Annotated in this window: 17 protein-coding genes; 10 read left to right on the top strand and 7 right to left on the bottom strand. The window is 63.8% G+C overall.

The window, feature by feature from the left end; all coding sequences use genetic code 11:
• Positions 1–465 (bottom strand): (2Fe-2S)-binding protein, encoded by a 465-nt coding sequence (locus MB818_RS06200; RefSeq protein WP_238904431.1) that lies wholly within the window; start codon positions 463–465, stop codon positions 1–3.
• A 112-nt stretch (positions 466–577) separates the two neighbouring features.
• Between MB818_RS06200 and MB818_RS06195 the strand changes: the two genes are divergently transcribed.
• On the top strand, positions 578–1,156 hold the full coding sequence (locus MB818_RS06195) for a TetR/AcrR family transcriptional regulator (protein ID WP_234143469.1): 579 nt from the start codon (positions 578–580) through the stop codon (positions 1,154–1,156).
• Positions 1,157–1,163: 7 nt separating this feature from the next.
• On the opposite strand, the gene kynU is transcribed toward MB818_RS06195, so the two are convergent.
• Positions 1,164–2,357, bottom strand: coding sequence for a kynureninase (gene kynU, locus MB818_RS06190; protein WP_238904429.1), 1,194 nt, complete (start codon positions 2,355–2,357; stop codon positions 1,164–1,166).
• A 227-nt stretch (positions 2,358–2,584) separates the two neighbouring features.
• Complete coding sequence (locus MB818_RS06185; protein ID WP_234143471.1) at positions 2,585–3,337, bottom strand: SDR family NAD(P)-dependent oxidoreductase; 753 nt, start codon at positions 3,335–3,337, stop codon at positions 2,585–2,587.
• A 120-nt stretch (positions 3,338–3,457) separates the two neighbouring features.
• Between MB818_RS06185 and MB818_RS06180 the strand changes: the two genes are divergently transcribed.
• The 5 genes from MB818_RS06180 (at position 3,458) to MB818_RS06160 (ending at position 9,664) form a co-directional block, all read left to right on the top strand.
• Positions 3,458–4,405: an MBL fold metallo-hydrolase gene (locus MB818_RS06180; protein WP_234216973.1), complete on the top strand. Its 948-nt coding sequence runs from the start codon at positions 3,458–3,460 to the stop codon at positions 4,403–4,405.
• A 188-nt stretch (positions 4,406–4,593) separates the two neighbouring features.
• Complete coding sequence (locus tag MB818_RS06175; RefSeq protein ID WP_238904427.1) at positions 4,594–5,043, top strand: methyltransferase family protein; 450 nt, start codon at positions 4,594–4,596, stop codon at positions 5,041–5,043.
• A 130-nt stretch (positions 5,044–5,173) separates the two neighbouring features.
• Entirely contained in the window at positions 5,174–6,745 is a 1,572-nt protein-coding gene (locus MB818_RS06170; RefSeq protein WP_234138933.1) for a Re/Si-specific NAD(P)(+) transhydrogenase subunit alpha, read from the top strand.
• A gap of 14 nt (positions 6,746–6,759) precedes the next feature.
• Positions 6,760–8,193, top strand: a complete 1,434-nt coding sequence (locus MB818_RS06165; RefSeq protein WP_234138934.1) for an NAD(P)(+) transhydrogenase (Re/Si-specific) subunit beta — start codon at positions 6,760–6,762, stop codon at positions 8,191–8,193.
• Between the two features lie 190 nt (positions 8,194–8,383).
• Complete coding sequence (locus MB818_RS06160; RefSeq protein ID WP_234138935.1) at positions 8,384–9,664, top strand: DUF3422 family protein; 1,281 nt, start codon at positions 8,384–8,386, stop codon at positions 9,662–9,664.
• On the opposite strand, the gene MB818_RS06155 is transcribed toward MB818_RS06160, so the two are convergent.
• The 4 genes from MB818_RS06155 to MB818_RS06140 form a co-directional block, all read right to left on the bottom strand.
• Positions 9,600–10,673 carry a YeeE/YedE thiosulfate transporter family protein gene (locus tag MB818_RS06155; RefSeq protein WP_238904425.1) on the bottom strand — a complete coding sequence of 358 codons (1,074 nt, stop codon included), beginning with the start codon at positions 10,671–10,673 and terminating at the stop codon, positions 9,600–9,602. The genes MB818_RS06160 and MB818_RS06155 overlap by 65 nt on opposite strands.
• Before the next feature lie 209 nt (positions 10,674–10,882).
• Entirely contained in the window at positions 10,883–11,794 is a 912-nt protein-coding gene (locus MB818_RS06150) for an ABC transporter permease (RefSeq protein WP_234138937.1), read from the bottom strand.
• A complete protein-coding gene (locus MB818_RS06145) occupies positions 11,787–12,794 on the bottom strand; it encodes an ABC transporter permease (protein WP_234138938.1) in 1,008 nt (335 codons plus the stop codon). The genes MB818_RS06150 and MB818_RS06145 overlap by 8 nt, the downstream gene beginning before the upstream one ends.
• A gap of 96 nt (positions 12,795–12,890) precedes the next feature.
• Positions 12,891–14,591 (bottom strand): peptide ABC transporter substrate-binding protein, encoded by a 1,701-nt coding sequence (locus tag MB818_RS06140; RefSeq protein ID WP_238904423.1) that lies wholly within the window; start codon positions 14,589–14,591, stop codon positions 12,891–12,893.
• Positions 14,592–14,877: 286 nt separating this feature from the next.
• On the opposite strand from MB818_RS06140, the gene MB818_RS06135 reads away from it, so the two are divergent.
• From MB818_RS06135 to MB818_RS06120, 4 genes are all read left to right on the top strand, one after another.
• Positions 14,878–16,761 carry an ABC transporter ATP-binding protein gene (locus MB818_RS06135; protein WP_238904421.1) on the top strand — a complete coding sequence of 628 codons (1,884 nt, stop codon included), beginning with the start codon at positions 14,878–14,880 and terminating at the stop codon, positions 16,759–16,761.
• 3 nt (positions 16,762–16,764) lie between these two features.
• Positions 16,765–17,931 carry an acetylornithine deacetylase gene (gene argE, locus MB818_RS06130; protein ID WP_234138941.1) on the top strand — a complete coding sequence of 389 codons (1,167 nt, stop codon included), beginning with the start codon at positions 16,765–16,767 and terminating at the stop codon, positions 17,929–17,931.
• Positions 17,932–18,095: 164 nt separating this feature from the next.
• Positions 18,096–19,262: a M20 aminoacylase family protein gene (locus tag MB818_RS06125; protein WP_238904419.1), complete on the top strand. Its 1,167-nt coding sequence runs from the start codon at positions 18,096–18,098 to the stop codon at positions 19,260–19,262.
• Between the two features lie 29 nt (positions 19,263–19,291).
• Complete coding sequence (locus MB818_RS06120) at positions 19,292–20,455, top strand: M20 aminoacylase family protein (RefSeq protein ID WP_238904418.1); 1,164 nt, start codon at positions 19,292–19,294, stop codon at positions 20,453–20,455.
• The last annotated feature ends 12 nt before the right edge of the window (positions 20,456–20,467 follow it).

Genomic DNA, 20,467 nt, shown 5'->3' with positions numbered 1-20,467 from the left:
TCAGACCTCCTGCAGCTTGGCGGCGGCGCCGTGGATGGCGGCGCGAATGCGGGGATAGGTACCGCAGCGGCACAGGTTGCCCTGCATCGCGTCGTCGATCTCGGCGTCGCTGGGGGCGGGGGTCTCTGCCAGCAGCGCGGCGGCCTGCATGATCTGGCCGGACTGGCAATAGCCGCATTGCGCCACCTGATGCTCGACCCAGGCCTGTTGCAGGACCGACAGCGCCTCGGGCGTGCCGGTGCCTTCGATCGTGGTGACCTGGCCCCAGACATCGCCCAGCGACACCTGGCAACTGCGCACCGCCTCGCCGTCGATATGCACGGTGCAGGCGCCACAGGCGGCGACACCACAGCCGAATTTGGTACCGGTCAGTCCGATCTCGTCGCGCAGCACCCACAAGAGCGGGACATCGTCGGGCAGGTCGACCCGATGCGTTTCTCCGTTGACGGTCAGGGAAGTGGCCATTGTGGTCCTCGCTTTGCTGTGCTGATGGCTGTCAGATGAGTTTCTGACAAAATTAGCGCTATTTGTCAGAGTGTCAATTGACAAAATCGCGAAAAACTGTCAGAGGTCGGACATGAAAGACGACGTTATCGACCCCAAGCAACAAGCGATCCTCGACTCTGCCTGGCAGGTCTTTGCCGCCTATGGGTTCCGCAAGACCTCGATGGACGACATAGCCCGCGGCGCCCGCATGTCGCGGCCTGCGGTCTATCTGTATTACAAGAACAAAGAGGCGATTTTTCGCGCCGTGGTCCAGTATTGCTATGACCTGACCGCCGAGGCGGTGGCCGCCGCGCTGGGCGCAGGCGGCGCTGTGCCCGAGGTGCTGGAACGCGCCTTTGCCGCCCATGGGCAAACGGTGATGGCCTTGCTTGACTCCCCGCATGGGGTGGAGTTGCTGGATGCCGGCAGCTCGACCGCGCCTGATATCGTCGAGGCGGGCGAGGCCGGGCTTTGCGCGCTTTATGCCGACTGGCTGACGCGCGAGGCGACCGCCGGGCGGGTCATGCTGTCGGGGCCGGCGCCCGAGGTGGCGGCGACCATCGCCGCCGCGCTGAAAGGGGTCAAGATGACGACCCCCGATTTTGCGACCTATCAGACCCGCATCGCGCAACTGGCGCAGATCCTCGGCGCCGGGCTTATGCGCGGGTAATCCGCGCTCAGGTCACACGGGCGCGGGTCTTGTATTCCGGTTTGTCCCACAGCCGGTTCTGCATCACATCGGCGATGATCGCCACGGCGGCCTCGACATCGCCTGCGTCGATGAACAGCGGGGTAAAGCCGAACCGCATGATATCGGGCGCCCGGAAATCGCCGATCACACCGCGCGCGATCAGCGCCTGCATGGCGGCATAGCCATCGGCAAAGCGGAACGAGACCTGACTGCCGCGCTGGGCGGGGTCACGCGGGCTGGCCAGTTCCAGATCGGGGCAGGTGGTCTCGACCCCGGCGATGAACATCTCGGTCAGTTCGATGGATTTGGCGCGCACGTCGGCCATATCGGCCATGTCCCAGACATCGAGCGCTGCCGACAGCGCCGCCATCTGGATCACCGGCGGGGTGCCGACCCGCATCCGCTCGATTCCGGCGCCGGGGCGATAGTCGAGGTCAAAGGCAAACGGCGCCTGATGACCCAGCCAGCCCGACAGCGCCGGACGCACCTGCTCCGCATGGCGGGGGGCGACATAGATGAAGGCGGGCGCGCCGGGGCCGCCGTTGAGGTATTTATAAGTGCAACCCACCGCGAAATCGGCGCCGCATCCGGCCAGATCGACCGGCAGCGCCCCGGCGGAATGGGCCAGATCCCAGACCGTCAACGCGCCCGCCGCATGGGCGCGCGCGGTGAGCGCCGCCATGTCATGCTTGCGCCCGGTGCGGTAATCGACCTCGGTCAGCATCAGCACTGCGATCTCGTCGGTGATCGCCGCCTCGACCTCTTCGGGGGCGACCACGCGCAACTCGTATCCCGGACCCATCGAGCGCAGCAGCCCCTCGACCATGTAAAGGTCGGTGGGAAAGTTGCCGTTGTCCGACAACACCACCTTGCGGTCCGGGTTCAGTTCCAGCGCCGAGGCAACCGCCTGATAGACCTTGATCGACAGGGTGTCGCCGGTGACCACGTGACCCGGTTCGGCGCCGATCAGCCGACCGATGCGGTCTCCCAGCTCGCTGGGCTGCGCCATCCATCCGGCCTTGTTCCAACCGGTGATCAGCATCTGGCCCCATTCGTCGGTCACCGCCTGCTGTACCCGCGCGGCCGCAGCCCGCGGCAGCGGTCCCAGCGAATTGCCGTCGAGATAGAGCACCCCCTGGGGCAGGTCGAACATGGCCTTGGTGGCGGCAAAGTCGGTCATGAGTCCTCACATGGATATTTTAAGCCTAAAGCATCTGGGGCAGGGATACGCATCGCCGCCCGGTCTGTCCAGCTTTTGTTGGGGAAATTGCCCATGCGCAAGGGGGCAGGGGCGCGGGGCATCTCTGCCCTGCGTCGAAGGGATGTTTTTGAAAACAAACGGTTACAGTGATCTGTGCGGGCGCTATTCTGTTTTGGAAACCGCCCGCGCCAAAATGCGATACCGGCTCAGGTCTGACCGCCGGCAATCTCGATGCACTGGCCGTTGATGCTCTGCGAACCGGGGCGCACCAGCCACAGGGCGGCGGCGGCCACCTCTTCGGGGGCGATCAGCCGCTTGTGCCGGTTCTGGTTCACCATCAGTTGCAGGGCGTCATCGGCTGCCATGCCGGTGCGTTGCGAGATCGAGGCGGTATTGCGCTCGACGATCGGCGTGTCGACATATCCGGGGCAAAGCGCGTTGAACGTGTAGGGCGTTCCCATGAACTCTTCCGAGTAGGTCCGGGTCAGCCCGATCATGCCGTGTTTGGAGGCCGCGTAGGCGCCCGCGCCGGGGGCGCCGCGCAGCCCGGCAATCGAGGCGACCGTGATCACCCGGCCCCAGTCGGTTTCCAGCATCGAACGCAGGCTTTCGCGGATGGTCAGGAAAGCGCCATCGAGATTGGTCGCCATGATATCGCGCCAGAACGCCATGTCGGTCTTTTGCAGGGTCTTGCCCACGGCGATGCCGGCATTGGCGACACAGATCTGCACAGGGCCGCGTGCCTCGACCGCGCGGGCAATGCCGGTGACAACCTCCTCTTCGTGGCGCACGTCCATTGCCAGCGGATGCAGCCCCTCGGTTGCCACCTGCTCCAACACCTCGGCCCGGCGTCCGGTGATGGTGACCTGGGCGCCCTCGGCGGCCAGCGCCTGCGCAATCGCCAGACCGATGCCGGTGCCGCCACCGGTCACCAGCGCATGTTTGCCGTTCAGATGCATTGCGGGTCCTCCCTGTTCGCCGGATCAGCCTATCGGCGCGCTACCCTGTGACAAGGGGTTCCGTATCGTTCCGTTCCGTCCTATGCAAACATATGAATGATTCATTGGGAGGAGAGTGACATGACACGATTTCTGGGCACGACGCTGATCTTTGCCGCCACCGCGGCGGCGGCCAGCGAGGATATCGCCGACCAGTATCCGCAGTCCGAGCTTTACTCCAAACCGGTCGAGGTCATTCCGCATGTCTTCTCGGCCATCGGCGCCACCGCGCCACCGACCTATGAAAATGCCGGACATAACAACAACCTGTCGTTCATCGTCACGGATGAGGGGGTGGTGGTGATCAATGCCGGGGCCTCGGCCCGGCTGGCCGCTGCGCTGCATGACGAGATCAAGCAAGTCACCGACCAACCCGTGGTTCTGGTCATCAACGAGAACGGGCAGGGCCATGCCATGCTGGGCAACAGCTATTGGCGCGACCTTGGGGTCGATGTCCTGGCCCATGTGGACGCGGTCGAGGAAACCACCCAGAACGGCGATTTCATCCTGATGGGGATGGAGAACTACAACCGCGACCGGGCCGAGGGTACACGGGTGGAGCACGCCAACCTGACCTTCGAGGACCGGTATGACCTGACGCTGGGGGGTGTGGCGATCGAGGTGATGCATATGGGCCCGGCGCATGATCCGGGCGATATCCAGGTCTGGATCCCCGAATGGAAGATCCTGATCGCGGGCGACATCGCCTTTCACGAGCGTATGCTGCCGATCTTTGAACATACCTGCACCAGTTGCTGGCTGGAAACCTGGGAGACCAAGATGGAGCCGCTGGCCCCCACCTATGTGATCCCCGGCCATGGGCATCCGACCAATCTGGATCAGGTGCGGCGCTATACCTATGACTATCTTGTCGACCTGCGCGAAAAGATCGGCGCCCATATCGAAGAGGGCGGTGACCTGGCCAGCGCCTATTACGTGGATCAGGAGCGCTGGCGCAATCTGGACACGTTCGAGGAACTGGCCACCAAGAACGCGGGCCGTGTCTTTGCCGAGATGGAATGGGAGTAAGCGGCGGAACAATCGTTCCGATCCGACCCAAATTCGGGAATATCTGCCCTGGTTGTGGCACGGCTGCCGCCGCTGCCTCCCTAATTGTCGCAGGCGGGTCGGTTTTTTTGCAAATCCCGTCGCAACCGGGTAGAGGTGCGCCATGAACGCTTGGGGATATTCGGGCGAGTGCCCGGAAAGGAACGGCCATGCACCGCATTGACCTGCCGCCGATATGGCTGGCGGCCTTCATTGCCGTGGCCTGGCTCCAACAGCGCTATTTCTCTCTTGGCCTCTCGCTGGACAGCGGACTTGCCGACCTGATTGCCGGTCTGTTGATCGGGGGCGGGGTGCTGTTGATGCTGATGGCGGCGGTCGAGTTCCGTCGCCACCGGACCACCATCATTCCCCATCGCGCCCCTTCGGCCATGGTACAGAGCGGCATCTACAAACGCAGCCGCAACCCGATCTATCTGGGCGATGTGCTGGTTCTGGCCGGCGTGATTCTGCATCTTGACGCGGTTCTGTCGCTGGTGCTGGTGCCGGTCTTTGCCTGGCTGCTGGAAAAACGCTTCATTGTTCCCGAGGAGAACCGCCTCCGACGGCAATTCCGGGCGGATTTTGCCCGATACGCACAGAAAACGCGGCGTTGGATATAGGACATGACAGGTTCGGACCCAACGTCGCGCATGCTGCGCTTGCGAAATAAAATTGCGCAAGATACATCTTTGCTTTGCAAACCTAACTGTGGCGCGTCCGATCTCCGGGCCGAATAGGGGGACCTGACTGGTGAAAATAGGCACACCAAAGGAAATTTTCGAGGGCGAGAACCGCGTCGCGATGACACCGGATTCCGCTGTGCAGTTGCAGAAACTGGGCTATGACTGCGCGATCGAGAGCGGGGCCGGGGCGGCCGCGGGCTTCTCGGACGCGCTGTACGAGGCGGCTGGCGTTCAGATCGTGAAGACCGCGGCGGCGCTGTGGAAAGAGGTCGATATCGTCGCCAAGGTGCGCCAGCCCGATGCGACCGAGCTGAAGCGGCTGAGCAAGGGCAAGACGCTGATCTCCTTCTTCAACCCGGCGGGGAACGAAGAGGGGATGGAAGCGGCCAAGTCCAAGGGCGCCAATGTGATCGCCATGGAAATGGTGCCGCGTATCAGCCGCGCCCAAAAGATGGACGCGCTGTCGTCGATGGCCAATATCGCGGGTTACCGCGCGGTGATCGAGGCGGGCAACAACTTTGGTCGTTTCTTCACCGGTCAGGTGACGGCCGCGGGCAAGGTGCCCCCTGCCAAGGTGCTGATCGTGGGCGCCGGTGTGGCCGGTCTGGCCGCCATCGGCACCTCGACCAGCCTGGGTGCGATCACCTATGCGTTCGATGTGCGGCCCGAAGTGGCCGAACAGGTCGAGTCGATGGGCGCCGAGTTCGTCTATCTCGATTTCGAGGAAGAACAGCAGGATGGCGCGGCCACCGGCGGGTATGCCTCGGTCTCGTCCCCGGAATTCGCCGCCGCGCAGCTGGCCAAGTTCCGCGAACTGGCGCCCGAGATGGACATCGTCATCACCACCGCGCTGATCCCCAACCGAGAGGCGCCGGAGCTGTGGACCGAGGACATGGTCGCGGCGATGAAGCCCGGCTCGGTCATCGTGGACCTTGCGGCGGAAAAGGGCGGCAACTGCAAGCTGACCGTCAAGGACGAGAAGATCGTTACCGAAAACGGCGTCACCATCATCGGTTACACCGATTTCCCCAGCCGCATGGCGGCGCAGGCCTCGACGCTTTATGCCACCAATATCCGTCACATGATGACCGATCTGACGCCCGAAAAGGACGGCCAGATCAACCACAACATGGAAGACGACGTGATCCGGGGCGCCACGGTGACGTTCGAGGGGGACATCACCTTCCCGCCGCCACCGCCCAAGGTTCAGGCGATTGCGGCCAAGTCCAAGGAAAAGCCGAAAGAGCTGACCCCCGAGGAGAAGCGCGCGCAAGAGGTTGCGGCCTTCAAGGCGCAGACCAAGAACCAGGTGACGCTGCTGACCGTGGGTGGCCTGTTGCTGCTGCTGGTGGGTCTGGTGGCCCCGGCCAGCTTCATGCAGCATTTCATCGTCTTCGTGCTGGCGGTGTTCGTGGGCTTCCAGGTGATCTGGAACGTCTCGCATTCGCTGCACACGCCGCTGATGGCCGTGACCAACGCCATTTCGTCGATCATCATCCTGGGCGCGCTGATGCAGATCGGGTCGGGGTCGTTCCTGGTGATCCTGCTGGCCGGTCTGTCGGTCTTCATGGCCGGGATCAACATCTTCGGCGGCTTCCTCGTGACGCGGCGCATGCTCGCCATGTTCCAGAAATCCTAAAGGAGTAGAGGGCTATGGACTTTGGATTTACCACTGCCGCCTATGTCGTGGCGGCCGTTCTCTTCATCCTTTCGCTGGGTGGCCTGTCGGGCCAGGAAAGCGCCAAGCGCGCTGTCTGGTACGGCATTGTCGGTATGGGACTGGCGGTGTTCGCAACCCTCATCGGGCCCGGCGCGGGCCTGTGGTGGCTGTCGATCATCCTGGTCGCGCTTGGTGGCATGATCGGCTTTCAGCTGGCGTCAAAGGTCGAGATGACCCAGATGCCGGAACTTGTGGCCGGTATGCACGCCCTGGTCGGTCTGGCGGCCGTGTTCGTGGGCTTCAATGCGCATTTCGAGCTGGGCCGCGTTCTGCTCATGGATGACAGTGCAAAGAAGGCACTGGAAGGTTTTGCGGCGCTTCTTGCCAAGAAGGACGCCGTCGAAATCAACATCCTGCGGGTCGAGGCGGCGCTGGGCATCTGGATCGGGGCGGTGACCTTTACCGGTTCCGTGATCGCCTATGGCAAGCTCTCGGGCAAGGTGACCTCGGCGGCGACCAAACTGCCGGGCGGTCATGCGCTGAACGCTGGCGCGGCCATCCTGTCGCTGATCTGCCTGATCTGGTATCTGAACTCGGGTGGATTCTTCCCGCTTCTGATCCTGACAATCGCCGCGCTTTTCATCGGCTATCACCTGATCATGGGCATCGGCGGCGCCGACATGCCGGTGGTGGTGTCGATGCTGAACAGCTATTCGGGCTGGGCGGCGGCGGCCATCGGTTTCAGCCTCGGCAATGACCTGTTGATCGTGGTCGGCGCGCTGGTCGGCTCGTCCGGTGCGATCCTGTCCTACATCATGTGCAAGGCGATGAACCGGTCGTTCATCTCGGTGATCCTGGGCGGCTTTGGCGGCACCTCGGGCCCGGCGATGGAGGTCGAGGGCGAACAGATCGCCATCGACGCCGAGGGCGTGGCCGCGGCGCTGAACGATGCCGACTCGGTCATCATCATCCCCGGCTACGGCATGGCGGTGGCGCAGGCGCAGCAATCGGTCAGCGAACTGACCCGCAAGCTGCGCGCCAAGGGCAAGAACGTACGTTTCGCCATCCACCCGGTGGCGGGCCGTCTGCCCGGGCACATGAACGTGCTCTTGGCCGAGGCCAAGGTGCCTTATGACATCGTGCTGGAAATGGACGAGATCAACGAGGACTTCCCCGATACCGATGTGGCCATCGTGATCGGCTCGAACGACATCGTGAACCCGGCCGCGCAGGAAGACCCCAACAGCCCCATCGCCGGCATGCCGGTTCTGGAATGCTGGAAGGCGAAACAGGTGTTTGTCTCTAAGCGCGGGCAGGGCACCGGCTATTCGGGCATCGAGAACCCGCTGTTCTACAAGGAGAACACGCGCATGTTCTATGGCGACGCCAAACAGTCGCTGGACAAGCTGTTGCCGATGATCGACTGATCCGGCTGAAACAGTTGGGGAAAGGGGCGTCCATGCGGCGCCCCTTTTCGTTTCCGGGCCGGCCGTGCGGTGGGTTTTCTTGCTCAAGAGGCGGGATGTATGCCAATGTATCCTGTAACTGCCTGAAATAAATAAATATTTGCTGTATCGCCTTGCTCGCGTATAGTGCGCGAATACCGGAGAGCCCCCAATGACGCCCATTCAGGACCATCCCTTGCGCTTTGCGCTGGCCAACGAGCTGCACGCGCGCCCCTTTCCCATTTCGCGCGCGCCCTGCACGGTGGCCTATCTGGCAGTGAAGCAGCCGGATGCGGCTGTGGGGCGCGACCGCGAGGCGGACCGGGCGCATCTGATCGACCTGCTCGACCGGCATGGCGCGGCGCATCCACAGCCGGGGGCCACGCACTATGCGGGCCAGATCGGGCGCCACTGGCTGAAATGGGAGAGCCATACCGAGTTCGTGACCTATACGGCCTTTGCCACGGGTGTCAGCGCGCGTCCCTTCGATCCGGTCGATTTCGAGGTCTTTCCGCCTGACTGGCTGGCCGCCGCGCCGGGCCAACGGGTGACCTCGGCCCTTCTCAGGGTCGAGGAACAGCCGCCCGAGGCGGATATCATCGCTGCGTTGGCCGACTGGTTCGTGCCTGAAAGCCTGGCCGCCGCGCATGTGCTGGACCGGGCCGCGGTGGCGGCGGGCGATTTCCGCATCGACCCGGCGGGCCACATGCGGTTTGCCGTCTTTGTGGCGCCGGACACCGGCGAGCGCCGGATTGGCCGCATCATCCAGCGCCTGTGCGAGATCGAGACCTACAAGGCGATGTCGATGCTGGGCTTTGCCCGGGTCAAGGCGCTGGGGCCGAAGCTGGGTGAACTGGATGCCGCGTTGACCGCGCTGATGGTCAAGATGACAGATGGCGACCACCCGGCCGAGGAATTGCTGCCGCAATTGCTGTCCACATCTGCCGAACTGGAGACCATGGCCGCGCGGGCTGAATTCCGTCTGGGCGCCACCGGTGCCTATGAGGCCATCGTGGGGCAGCGCATCAGCTCCTTGCGAGAGGAGCGGTTCGGCGGGCGCCAGACCTTTGCCGATTTCATGCTGCGCCGCTACGAACCCGCGATGCGGACGGTGAAATCCACCGAACAACGGTTGAAGCGTTTGTCGGACCGGGCGATCCGGGCCGGCGACCTGCTGCGTACCCGCGTGGATGTGGAACGCAGCGCCCAGAACCAGGCGCTGCTGGAGAGCATGGACCGCCGCGCCGACCTGGCCCTGCGCCTGCAACACACGGTCGAGGGCCTGTCTGTGGTCGCGGTCAGCTACTATGCGGTCTCATTGGTCTCGGCCTTTCTGCTGCCGTTGTCAGAGTGGTACGGGATCGACAAGAAGACCTTGATCGCGCTGGTCACTCTGCCGGTTGTTGGGCTGGTGTGGCTGGGTATCCAGAGGATCCGGAAGAAGCTGCATTAAGCACCGCATCGGTCAGTTTTGCACCCAGCGCGATGGCAGCGAGCGCCAGCAGCGCGGCAAGGCTGAGCGTGGGAATACCGGCCAGACCGGCGCCCAAGGTGCAGCCACCCGCCAGCACGCCGCCCATGCCCATCATCGCCGCACCAGCCAGATAGCGGCCGGTCTGGCGTGGGCTGTCAAAGCTCTGCCAGCGGAAGCTGCCGAACAGCAGCGCCGCCGCCAGCGCGCCCAGCAGCACGCCACCCACCAGCCCGGTGCCGAAACCGGGCGCGATCGAGGTCGAGGCGATGGTGTAGAACAGCGTATCGGCGGCAGGGGCGGTGAATGAGAGGCTCTCCATCGCGATGGGGTCGAATTCGTCAAAGAGGACATAGCCGGTGCCGAGCCAGCCCAGCGGCACCAGCAGGCCGATCAGGGCCGCGCCCAGCAAGGGGAGCGCCCGATTGCCCGAGCGTGCCGCGACCAGCAGCGCGGCCAGCGCCAACAGGGCCGTCCAGAGCGCAGCGCCGCCGGGCAGGGCGGCCAGCGAGACGGTCTCGCCCAGGTCGATGGTGAAGGTGCCCAACGTAGTGCGCAGCGGTGCCAGCACGCCTTTCAGCATCGCATGGGCCACTACGGCAAAGACCAGAAGAACTGTCAGCGCCCGCAGGTTGCCGGTTCCGCCCAGCACGGTGAGCCGCGAGATACAGCCGCGTGTCAGCACCATGCCGGCGCCGAACATCAGCCCGCCCAGCACCACCGCCAGAACCGCCAGGTCCGATGCGAGGAGGCGGTGATCGGCAAAGCCGATCAGCCCGGACGCCACGGCGGCCTGAGTGCCCAGGATGGCGGTGGCGAGTGCGGTGAACCAGACACCGGCGGCCTGGCGCGCGTCCGCACCCACCACGGCGCGGCGGAAACAGAACCGCGTCCGTTCGGCCAGAAGGCCAAACAGAACGCCCAGGATCAGGCCCAGAAGAACGCTGATCTCTTTTGCGGTGGTCTCTTCGAAACCAAGGGACTCGAACATGGCAGCCTCACGGAGAATTGAGAATATTTTCCCAGATGCGGGCAAAATGCACGACAATCAAGCACATCAGAATGTGTGCTGACGTTCTCTTGTGGGAGATTCTCCCGTCCGCGAGGGGGGCTTCGAAAATGCTGTTCCGGCCTTGCCGGTTGCAGGAAACCAAAAGGCCGCCCCGGATCGGAGCGGCCTTTCTTTCGTTCTTTTTTGCCTCAGCGGCCCCGGATGCGCGGGTCGAGCGCGTCGCGCAGGCCGTCGCCCAGATAGTTGACGCTCAGCACCGTCAGCGAGATCGCCATACCGGGCCAGATCACCCGTTCGGGGAATTGTTGCAGATAGTCGACGCCATCGAACAGCAACCGCCCCCAGGTCGGGAAGTCGGGCGGGAAGCCGAGGCCCAGGAAGCTGAGCGCGCTTTCGGTGATGATCGCGGTGGCGATGCCCAGCGTTGCCGAGACCATGATCGGAGACAGCACGTTGGGCAGGATATGCCGGGTGATCAGCCGCGTGTTCGTGGTCCCGATCGAGCGGGCCGCCAGCACGAATTCCCGCTCTTTCAGCGCCAGCACATCGCCGCGCACGATCCGCGCCGTGGGCATCCACGAGGTGATGCCGATGGCCGACACGATGAGGATGAATATCCCCCGCTCCAGCCCGAAGGCGGCGTTAAGCGGCTCGCGGAACAGCAGCATCATGACCAGCAGCAGCGGCAGCAGGGGCAGGGCGAGGAACAGGTCGGTGAGCCGCATCAGCGGCCCGTCGAGCTTGCGAAAGAACCCGGCCAGCACGCCGACGAAAGAGCCAAGGAACAGCGCCAGCAGCATCGCGGTGATCCCCACCGAGACAGAAGTGGCGCCGCCCGCCATCATCCGGGCGAGCAGATCGCGTCCCAGCTGATCGGTGCCAAAGGGATGGGCCAGGCTGGGCCCTTGATTGCGTTCCCGGATCGCCGTCTTGGTTGGGTCGAGGTCCCAAAGATACGGACCCAGATAGACAGCGGCCACGATCAGGAAGAACAGGGTCGCCCCCATCATCGCGCCCTTGTGCTGACGGAACTGGTCCCACACGTCATACCATTGGCTGCGCGGCGGTTTGGTGGGTTGGGGTTGGCTCAACTCAGTCATAGCGGATCCGCGGGTCAAGGATGCCGTAAAGAACGTCGGCGATCAGGTTGAATAGGACGATCAGCACGGCAAAGATAAAGGTCAGGGTCTGCACCATCGGCAGGTCGTTGGCCTGAAGCGCACCGATCAGCAGCTGGCCGATGCCGTTCACCTTGAACACCTGCTCGGTGATGATGGCGCCGCCAAAGATCGAGGGAATGCCCAGCGCGATCACGGTCACCACCGGGATCATCGAGTTCCGCAGCACGTGGACCATCACGACGACATATTCGCTGAGCCCCTTGGCGCGGGCGGTGCGGACGTAATCCTGGTTCAGGTTGTCCAGCATCGAGGCGCGCATGAAACGGGAAAGCTGTGCCGTGATCTGGAGCGCCAGCACCATTACCGGCATGATCATCTGTTTGAGCTGGTAGACGAAACTGTCCCAACTGTTGACCACATGCGTGGTGTCATAGATCGACGGGAACCAGCCAAGCTGCACCGAGAAGATCACGATCACCAGCACGCCCGAGAAGAAGGGGGGCACCGAGAAGCCCACCATCGAGACAAAGGTCCCGAGCTGGTCGAACCAGCTGTATTGCCGATAGGCGGAATAGATGCCGATGGGCAGGGCGATGATGATGGCCACCACATAGGCGGTGCCGACCACCCACAGGGTCTGGGGGATGCGCTGCACCACGATGTCCATCACCGGCGAACGGGTCTGCCACGAGATCACCCGCAGCTTGCCCTCGGAAAGGGCTGTACCAAAGTAATGGTCGATCAGGACCTGTGGCTCGATCCAGAAGAACTGCACGATCCATTTCCAGAACCGGATATGCAGCGGCTGGCCCAGGCCCAGCGCCTCGCGCATCTTTTCCTTGACCTCGGGCGGCACCGTCAGCGGCACCTGCGCCATCGGATCGCCAGGGGCGAGTTCAAGCAGCAGGAAGATGACAAGACTGATGAACAAAAGCGTCGGGACGGCCAGGACCAGACGACGGATGGTGAAGGTCAGCATTCGGGTGCGCCTTTGTTTACGAGTCTTTTTGTTGGGACGGATGCCAGAATGCCGCGCCCCGATGTTGGATCGGGACGCGGCTGAATGGTGTTGGCGTTACTTGATGCGGTGCCAGTCGGCTGCGTTCCACAGCTCGCTGTCCCACACGTTCAGGACGACGCCGCCCAGCGTGTTGGAATGGGCCGACAGACGACCACGGTGCACCAGCGGGATCATGCCGCCGTTTTCAACCATGATGTCGTTCAGACGCTTGGCGATTTCCGCGCGCGCATCCGCACCAGCCGTTTTGGTGAGTTCCGCATGCAGCGCGTCGAACTCTTCGTTGCAGAAGCGGCTGATGTTCTCACCCTGCCACTGGCTTTCCGGCCTGGGGGCCTTGTCGCACAGGCCGTTGCCCAGGTAGGACTGCGGGTCGGTGCCGTTGAAGGTGTTGGCGTACATTTCAACGTCGGCATAGAACTTCTGGAAGGTGTCGGGCGAGCCCGGGTCACCACCGAAGAACACGGATGCGTTGATGTTGCGCAGTTCGGTTTCGATACCGATCTCGGCCCACCACTCCTTGATCAGCGCCTGGAAGTCCTGACGCACGGCGTTGGTCGAGGTCTGGTAGACCACTTTCAGCGGCACGCCGTCCTTTTCACGCACGCCGTCGCCGTTGGTGTCGACGATGCCGGCATCATCCAGCAGCTTCTTGGCGCCTTCGATGTCCTGGGTGTCGCAGGAGAAAGTGTCCGAGTTCACCGCGGCAGGTGCCGGAACCCAGTTGCAGGTGACCTTGCCGGCCTGGCCATAGCCGATCTCAACCAGCAGCGGCCGGTCGATGGCCATCGACATCGCCTTGTAGACAGCCGGATCCTGCAGGAAGGGATGCGGATGCTTGGCGGTCGAACGCTCGCCTTCGGGCAGGTCGGGCGAGGGGTTGGTCTGGTTCAGCATGATGCGCTCGACCAGCGGGCCGAAGCCCGCGACCGGGGTACCCTTGCCGCCAGCCTGCATCTGCTGGATCACCTCGGGCGCCAGCTGCAGGTTCCAGGCATAGTCGAACTCGCCGGTTTCCATCACGGCACGACCGGCCGCGGTGGCATCGCCGCCGCCCTTGAAGGTCAGCGTGGCAAAGGCCGGTTTGTTCGGGTCACGATAGTTGTCGTTGGCCTTCATCGTGATCACGTCGTTCGGCTTGAACTCGGTGACGACAAAGGGGCCGGTGCCGATCGGGCCAAAGTTCTCGGTGGTGCATTCGGGGGCCTTGGCGCCCATGCAGTTCTCGAACTGGGCCTTCTGGATGATCGGGCTTTCGCCACCCACGAAGGGGCCATAGGGGAACGGGGTCGGCTTGTCGAAGGTGACCTTGACGGTCATGTCATCGAGCGCCTCGACCGAGGTCACGCCTTCGAACTTGGTCAACTGCGCGCAGCCGCCTTCGGGATGCATGCAGTAATCGGCGGTGAATTTCACGTCATGGGCGGTAAAGGCGCTGCCATCCGACCACTTGATACCGGGTGCGATCTTCCAGGTGATCGAGGTCAGATCCTCGCTCACGCCGCCATTCTCGACGGTCGGGATCTCGGCCGCCAGGAAGGGCACCATGCCACCGTTTTCGTCGTAGCGGGCCAGCGGTTCGATGATCAGCGAGGCGGATTCAACGTCCTTGGTGCCGCCCGACAGGAACGGGTTCAGGATCGAGGGTGCCTGCCAGTAGATGATGCTGACATTGCCGTCCGCACCACGCTCGGCAAAGGCTGCCGGGGCGAGGGCCGTGCTGGCGATTGCACCCATCAAAAGGGCCTTGAGTTTCATACTACACTCCTTGTTGGACACGGATGTGTCGTGATTTTTTCCACGGTTAACCGTGGCTTGGGTGTTGCCGCCCGTTGGGTAAATCCTTGAAAGACAAATCCTAATCCATTCGCGCTACGCGAAAGAACCAGGCTCCCCCAGGAACGGTTACGGGTCGTATCGAAACAGAGTTTTGGAAAATTGCAAGCCTTGCCGTCGGGAAAACGGTCAATGGGTTTGACTCCCCCCCCGCGAGGGCCTTAGCGTTTGCCAACAACCAAAAAGGGCGACCAAGGGGAGCGCGCGCGTGCTGGATCAGCCTATTGCACAGATCAAGAAGCTCAGAGTCGAGTTCCAGACCAAGGACGGCCCGGTTGTCGGGGTCGAGGATGTCTCGTTCGAGATCAATCCGGGCGAGACGGTCTGTGTTGTCGGCGAATCAGGCTCTGGCAAGTCTGTTTCTTCGTTGTCGTTGATGCGATTGGTGGAGTTCGGCGGCGGTGACATCGCCGGTGGCCAACTCTTGTTCGACCGCCGCGACGGCGGCGAGCTGGATCTGGCCACGGCCGACCAGGACTATATGCGCCACATTCGCGGCAACGAGATCGGCATGATCTTTCAGGAGCCGATGACGGCGCTGAACCCGGTCTTTACCGTCGGGCGCCAGCTGACCGAAGGCTTGCGCGTGCACAAGGGCATGAGCCAGTCTCAGGCCGAGGCGCGCGCGCTCGAGCTGTTGCGGCAGGTCCGCATTCCCGAACCCGAGCGGCGGCTGAAGCAGTATCCGCACGAACTCAGCGGCGGCATGCGCCAGCGGGTGGTGATCGCCATGGCGATGGCCTGCGAGCCGCGCCTGTTGATCGCCGATGAACCCACGACCGCGCTGGACGTGACCATTCAGGCCGAGATCCTGGCGCTGATGGACCGGTTGAAGCGCGAGACCGGCACCGCGGTGATGTTCATCACCCATGACATGGCGGTGGTGGCCCAGATGGCCGACCGCGTGGTGGTGATGTTCCGTGGCAACAAGGTCGAAGAGGGTACGGTCGAGGAAATCTTCGAGAACCCGCAGCACGACTATACCAAGGCGCTGCTGGCCGCCGTGCCCAAGCTGGGCGAAATGCGCGGCAAGGCAGCGCCCGAACCGATGAAGCTGATGGGGGTCGCCGATCAGAAGATCGAGCCGATCATGGGCACCGAAACCCCGCTGTTGACGGTCAAGGGGCTGACCACGCGGTTTCCGGTCAAGGGTGGTTTCTTCCGCCGCACGGTGGCCAATGTGCATGCGGTCGAGGATGTGTCGTTCACCCTCAACAAGGGGCAGACCCTCAGCCTGGTGGGCGAATCCGGTTGTGGCAAATCCTCGGCGGGTCGGTCGATCCTGCGCCTGGTCGAACCGATGGCGGGGCAGATCAATCTGGACGGCGTCGATATCATGCAGCTGGATCAGGCCGGGCTGCGCAAGGCCCGGCTCGACATGCAGATGATCTTTCAGGATCCGTTCGCCTCGCTGAACCCGCAGATGCAGTTGCTGGAGCAGGTGGCCGAACCCATGCGCAACTATGATGTTGCCAGCGGCTCGGAACTGGTGGACCGGGTCGCCTCGCTGTTTGACCGGGTGCAATTGCCGCGCAGCTTCATGCGCCGCTATCCGCATGAAATGTCGGGCGGACAGCGGCAGCGAATCGCGATTGCGCGCGCGCTGGCGCTGAACCCCAAGCTGATCGTCGCCGACGAGGCGGTCTCGGCGCTGGACGTGTCGGTGCAGGCGCAGGTGCTGAACCTGATGATGGAATTGCAGGCCGATCTGGGGCTCAGCTATCTGTTCATCAGCCATGACATGGCCGTCGTCGAACGGGTCAGCCACCATGTGGGCGTCATGTATCTGGGTCGCATCGTTGAACTCGGGCCGCGCGTGCGCGTGTTCGAAAACCCGCAGCATCCCTATACCCAGGCCCTGATGAAGGCGGTGCCGATCGCCGACCCGCGCCGGCGCAAGTCCGAGAAGGACCTGAACTTCAAACCGATTCCCTCGCCGATCCATCCCATCGGCTACGACCCCGATCCCTCGCGCTATATCGAGGTCGAGCCGGGCCATTACGTGCTGGATGGCGAATGGGCGGGCTATACGGTCGACCGCGATTCGATCAATGCGGCCGCTCTGTCGCTCGCGGGGCAGGGCGGACACTGACCCATGACTGAACGCCTGTCGCCGGTCGAGATCATGGGCGCGCTTGTCGCCTTTCCGACCGTCAGCCGCGATACCAACCTGCCGCTGGTGGACTGGGTCGAAACCTATCTGGCCGGGCACGGCATCACCGCGCATCGCTGGGTCGATCCCGAGCAGCCGCACAAGGCGGCGCTCTTTGCCCATGTCGGCCCTTGGGAAGAGGGGGCCGTGGTGCTCTCGGGCCATACCGATGTGGTGCCGGTCGACGGCCAGCCCTGGGACAGCGATCCGTTCACCGTGGTCGAGCGCGACGGCAAGTATTTCGGGCGCGGCACCTGCGACATGAAGGGTTTCGACGCGCTGGCGATCTGGGCGCTGGTCGAGGGGCGCTATCGCGATCTGAAACGCCCTCTGCAACTGGCGCTCAGCTTTGACGAGGAGGTCGGCTGTACCGGCGCGCCGCCGATGATCGTCGAGATGCAGAACCACCTGCCCAAGGGCAGCGCCGTGATCGTGGGCGAGCCGTCGATGATGCAGGCGGTGACCGGGCACAAGGGCGGTTTTGGCTATGACACCCGTGTTGTCGGCTTCGAGGTGCACAGCTCGATCATGCATACCGGGGTCAACGCGATCATGGCCGCCGCGCCGCTGATCGACTGGGCCAATCACCGCAATGCCGAAAACCGCGCGGCGACGCCTTCGGCGCTGGCGGCGATGTTCGATCCGCCCTGGACCACCTGCCATGTGGGCATGATCTCGGGTGGAACCGCGCATAACATCACCGCCAAGGACTGCCGCTTTGCGATGGATTTTCGCATCGTGCCCGGCGAGGCAAAGGAGCGGTGGCGCGACGCCTATTTCGAGGCGGTGCGCGAGGTCGAGGCGCAGATGCAGGCGGTGCATCCCGAGGCGCGGATTGATCTCTCCGAACAGTTCCACGTGCCGCCGCTGGTCCCCGAACCGGAGGGCGAGGCCGAGATGCTGGTGCGCGCCCTGACCGGCGACAATGCGGGTCATGTCGTCAGCTATGGCACCGAGGCCGGACAGTTCCAGGAGGCGGGTTACTCCGCCGTGATCTGCGGCCCCGGCGACATCGCCCAGGCGCATCAGCCCAACGAGTTCATCACCGTCGCCCAGTTCGAGGCGGGTCATGGTTTCATGGCGCGATTACTCGACCGATTGTCGGAGTAACGGCGATGCAGGTGCGACCGGGCGCAACAGGATGGACCCCAACAGGTCGGCGCACCGGCGCAGCCGCCAAGCCCCGTTTTCACGCGCCGTGCCCCCGGAACTCCGGGGCGCGGCGTTTTCGTTTGTGTCAGGTGCCCGGATGTATCCGGCAAGGAGAGCAATAAATGCCGATCAAGAACCGTCTTGCGGACATGAAAGAAGAAATCACCGGATGGCGCCGGCATCTGCATGCCCATCCCGAGCTGTTGTTCGATGTGCATCAGACCGCCGCATTCGTGGTCGAGCGTCTGCGTGAATTCGGTGTGGATGACATCACCACCGGCATCGGTCGCACCGGGGTTGTCGCCACCATCAAGGGCAAGACCGACACGGCGGGCAAGGTGATCGGGCTGCGCGCCGATATGGACGCGCTGCCGATCACCGAGGCGACGGGGCTTGACTATGCCTCGACCGTGCCGGGCAAGATGCATGCCTGCGGTCATGACGGGCATACGGCCATGTTGCTGGGTGCTGCCAAATACCTGGCCGAGACCCGCAATTTCGACGGCACGGCGGTTTTGATCTTTCAGCCCGCCGAAGAGGGCGGCGGCGGTGGCCGCGAAATGTGCGCCGATGGCATGATGGATCGCTGGAACATCCAGGAGGTTTACGGCATGCACAACACGCCGGGCCTGCCGGTCGGGCAATTCGCGATCCGGCCCGGCGCGCTTCTGGCCTCGTCCGACGAGTTCGAGATCGTGGTGACCGGCAAGGGCGGCCATGCCGCCGCCCCGCATGATGCCGTCGACACCACGCTGGTGGCCTCGCAGATCGTGGTCTCGCTGCATTCCATCGTCTCGCGCAACGTGGACCCGATCAAGCGGGTGGTGCTGACCGTCGGCACGTTCGAGACGGACAGCGTCGCCTCGAACATCATCGCCCATACCGCGCGGCTGTGCGGAACGGTGCGCACGCTTGATCCCGAATACCGCGCCCTGGCCGAGGCGCGGGTGCGCCGCGTGGCCGAGGATATCGCCTCGGCCTATGGTGCCACGGCGCAGGTGATCTGGACCCCCGGCTATCCCGCCACCATCAACAGCGAGACCGAAACGCAGCATGCCGCCGAGGCCGCGCTTGCCGTTTCAGGCGCGGTGGATGATGCCGTCGACCCGATAATGCCCAGCGAAGATTTCGCCTTTATGCTGGAAGAACGGCCTGGCGCCTATATCTTCCTTGGGAACGGGGACACGGCGCAATGCCATCACCCGGCCTATAACTTCGATGACGAGGCGATCCCGGCGGGTAGCAGCTGGTATGCCGAGATGGTCGAACGCCGCATGCCCGCGCGCTGAGCTGCTAAAAAGACGGGGAAGAGAACAAGATGCCGATCAAGAACCGCCTGGCGGAGATGCATGAGGAAATCGCGGGCTGGCGGCAGGACATCCACCAGCACCCCGAGATCCTGTACGAAACCCACCGGACCAGCGCGCTGGTGGCCGGCAAGCTGCGCGAATTCGGCTGTGACGAGGTGGTCACCGGCATCGGCCGCACCGGCGTTGTCGGTGTGATCCGGGGCAAGAGCGACACGGCGGGGCGGGTCGTGGGGCTGCGCGCGGACATGGACGCGCTGCCGATGCAGGAGCAGACCGGGCTGCCACATGCCTCGACCATTCCCGGCGCGATGCATGCCTGCGGCCATGATGGCCATACCGCGATGCTGCTGGGCGCGGCCAAGTACCTGGCCGAGACCCGCAACTTCGACGGCACCGTGGTGGTGATCTTCCAGCCCGCCGAAGAGGGCGGAAACGGCGCCGAGGCGATGGTCAAGGATGGCATGATGGACCGGTTCGGGGTGCAGGAGGTCTATGCCATGCACAACAATCCGGGCCTGGCCGCCGGCCAGTTCAAGATCCGGCCCGGTCCGCTGCTGGCCGCTGCCGACACGTTCGAAATCCATCTCGAAGGGCGCGGCGGCCACGCGGCCAAACCGCATGAGACAGTCGATACCACGGTGATGCTGTCGCAGATGATCGTGGCGCTGCAAACCGTGGTGTCGCGCAATACCGACCCGATCCTGCAGGCGGTTCTGTCGGTCACCTCGGTCGAGACCTCGTCCAAGGCGTTCAACGTGATCCCGCAGGCCGCCACCATCCGGGGCACCGTGCGCACCCATTCCGGCGAGATGCGCGACCTGATTGAACGGCGTCTTGGCGAGGTGGTGCAGGGCGTGGCCGCCACCTTTGGCGGCAAGGCTGATGTGAATTACGAACGCGGCGTGCCGGTGACGGTGAATGCCGAGGAACCCACCCGTTTCGCCGCCGAGGTGGCCACGGCGGTCTCGGGCGGTTGTGGCGAGGCGCGCATGGTGATGGGGGGCGAGGATTTCTCCTTCATGTTGGAGGCGCGCCCCGGCGCCTTCATCATGATCGGCAATGGCGACAGCGCCGGGCTGCATCACCCCGAATACGATTTCAACGACGAGATCATCCCGGCCGGATGCAGCTGGTTCGCCGAAATGGTCGAACGCCGCATGCCCGCCGCCTGAGAAGGACCCCGC

Source organism: Ruegeria alba (assembly GCF_022321465.1).
Classification (GTDB): Bacteria; Pseudomonadota; Alphaproteobacteria; order Rhodobacterales; family Rhodobacteraceae; genus Ruegeria_B; species Ruegeria_B alba.
Note: the sequence above shows the minus strand (reverse complement) of the source record. Positions and strands in the feature narration are given on the sequence as shown.

Coding starts and splice junctions, on each gene's coding strand:
- MB818_RS06165 (WP_234138934.1), top strand. CDS start 6,760: ATGGACTTTGGATTTACCACTGCCGCCTATGTCGTGGCGGCCGTTCTC.
- argE (WP_234138941.1), top strand. CDS start 16,765: ATGACTGAACGCCTGTCGCCGGTCGAGATCATGGGCGCGCTTGTCGCC.
- MB818_RS06150 (WP_234138937.1), bottom strand. CDS start 11,794: ATGACTGAGTTGAGCCAACCCCAACCCACCAAACCGCCGCGCAGCCAA.
- MB818_RS06125 (WP_238904419.1), top strand. CDS start 18,096: ATGCCGATCAAGAACCGTCTTGCGGACATGAAAGAAGAAATCACCGGA.
- MB818_RS06145 (WP_234138938.1), bottom strand. CDS start 12,794: ATGCTGACCTTCACCATCCGTCGTCTGGTCCTGGCCGTCCCGACGCTT.
- MB818_RS06160 (WP_234138935.1), top strand. CDS start 8,384: ATGACGCCCATTCAGGACCATCCCTTGCGCTTTGCGCTGGCCAACGAG.
- MB818_RS06175 (WP_238904427.1), top strand. CDS start 4,594: ATGCACCGCATTGACCTGCCGCCGATATGGCTGGCGGCCTTCATTGCC.
- kynU (WP_238904429.1), bottom strand. CDS start 2,357: ATGACCGACTTTGCCGCCACCAAGGCCATGTTCGACCTGCCCCAGGGG.
- MB818_RS06140 (WP_238904423.1), bottom strand. CDS start 14,591: ATGAAACTCAAGGCCCTTTTGATGGGTGCAATCGCCAGCACGGCCCTC.
- MB818_RS06155 (WP_238904425.1), bottom strand. CDS start 10,673: ATGTTCGAGTCCCTTGGTTTCGAAGAGACCACCGCAAAAGAGATCAGC.
- MB818_RS06195 (WP_234143469.1), top strand. CDS start 578: ATGAAAGACGACGTTATCGACCCCAAGCAACAAGCGATCCTCGACTCT.
- MB818_RS06120 (WP_238904418.1), top strand. CDS start 19,292: ATGCCGATCAAGAACCGCCTGGCGGAGATGCATGAGGAAATCGCGGGC.
- MB818_RS06180 (WP_234216973.1), top strand. CDS start 3,458: ATGACACGATTTCTGGGCACGACGCTGATCTTTGCCGCCACCGCGGCG.
- MB818_RS06185 (WP_234143471.1), bottom strand. CDS start 3,337: ATGCATCTGAACGGCAAACATGCGCTGGTGACCGGTGGCGGCACCGGC.
- MB818_RS06200 (WP_238904431.1), bottom strand. CDS start 465: ATGGCCACTTCCCTGACCGTCAACGGAGAAACGCATCGGGTCGACCTG.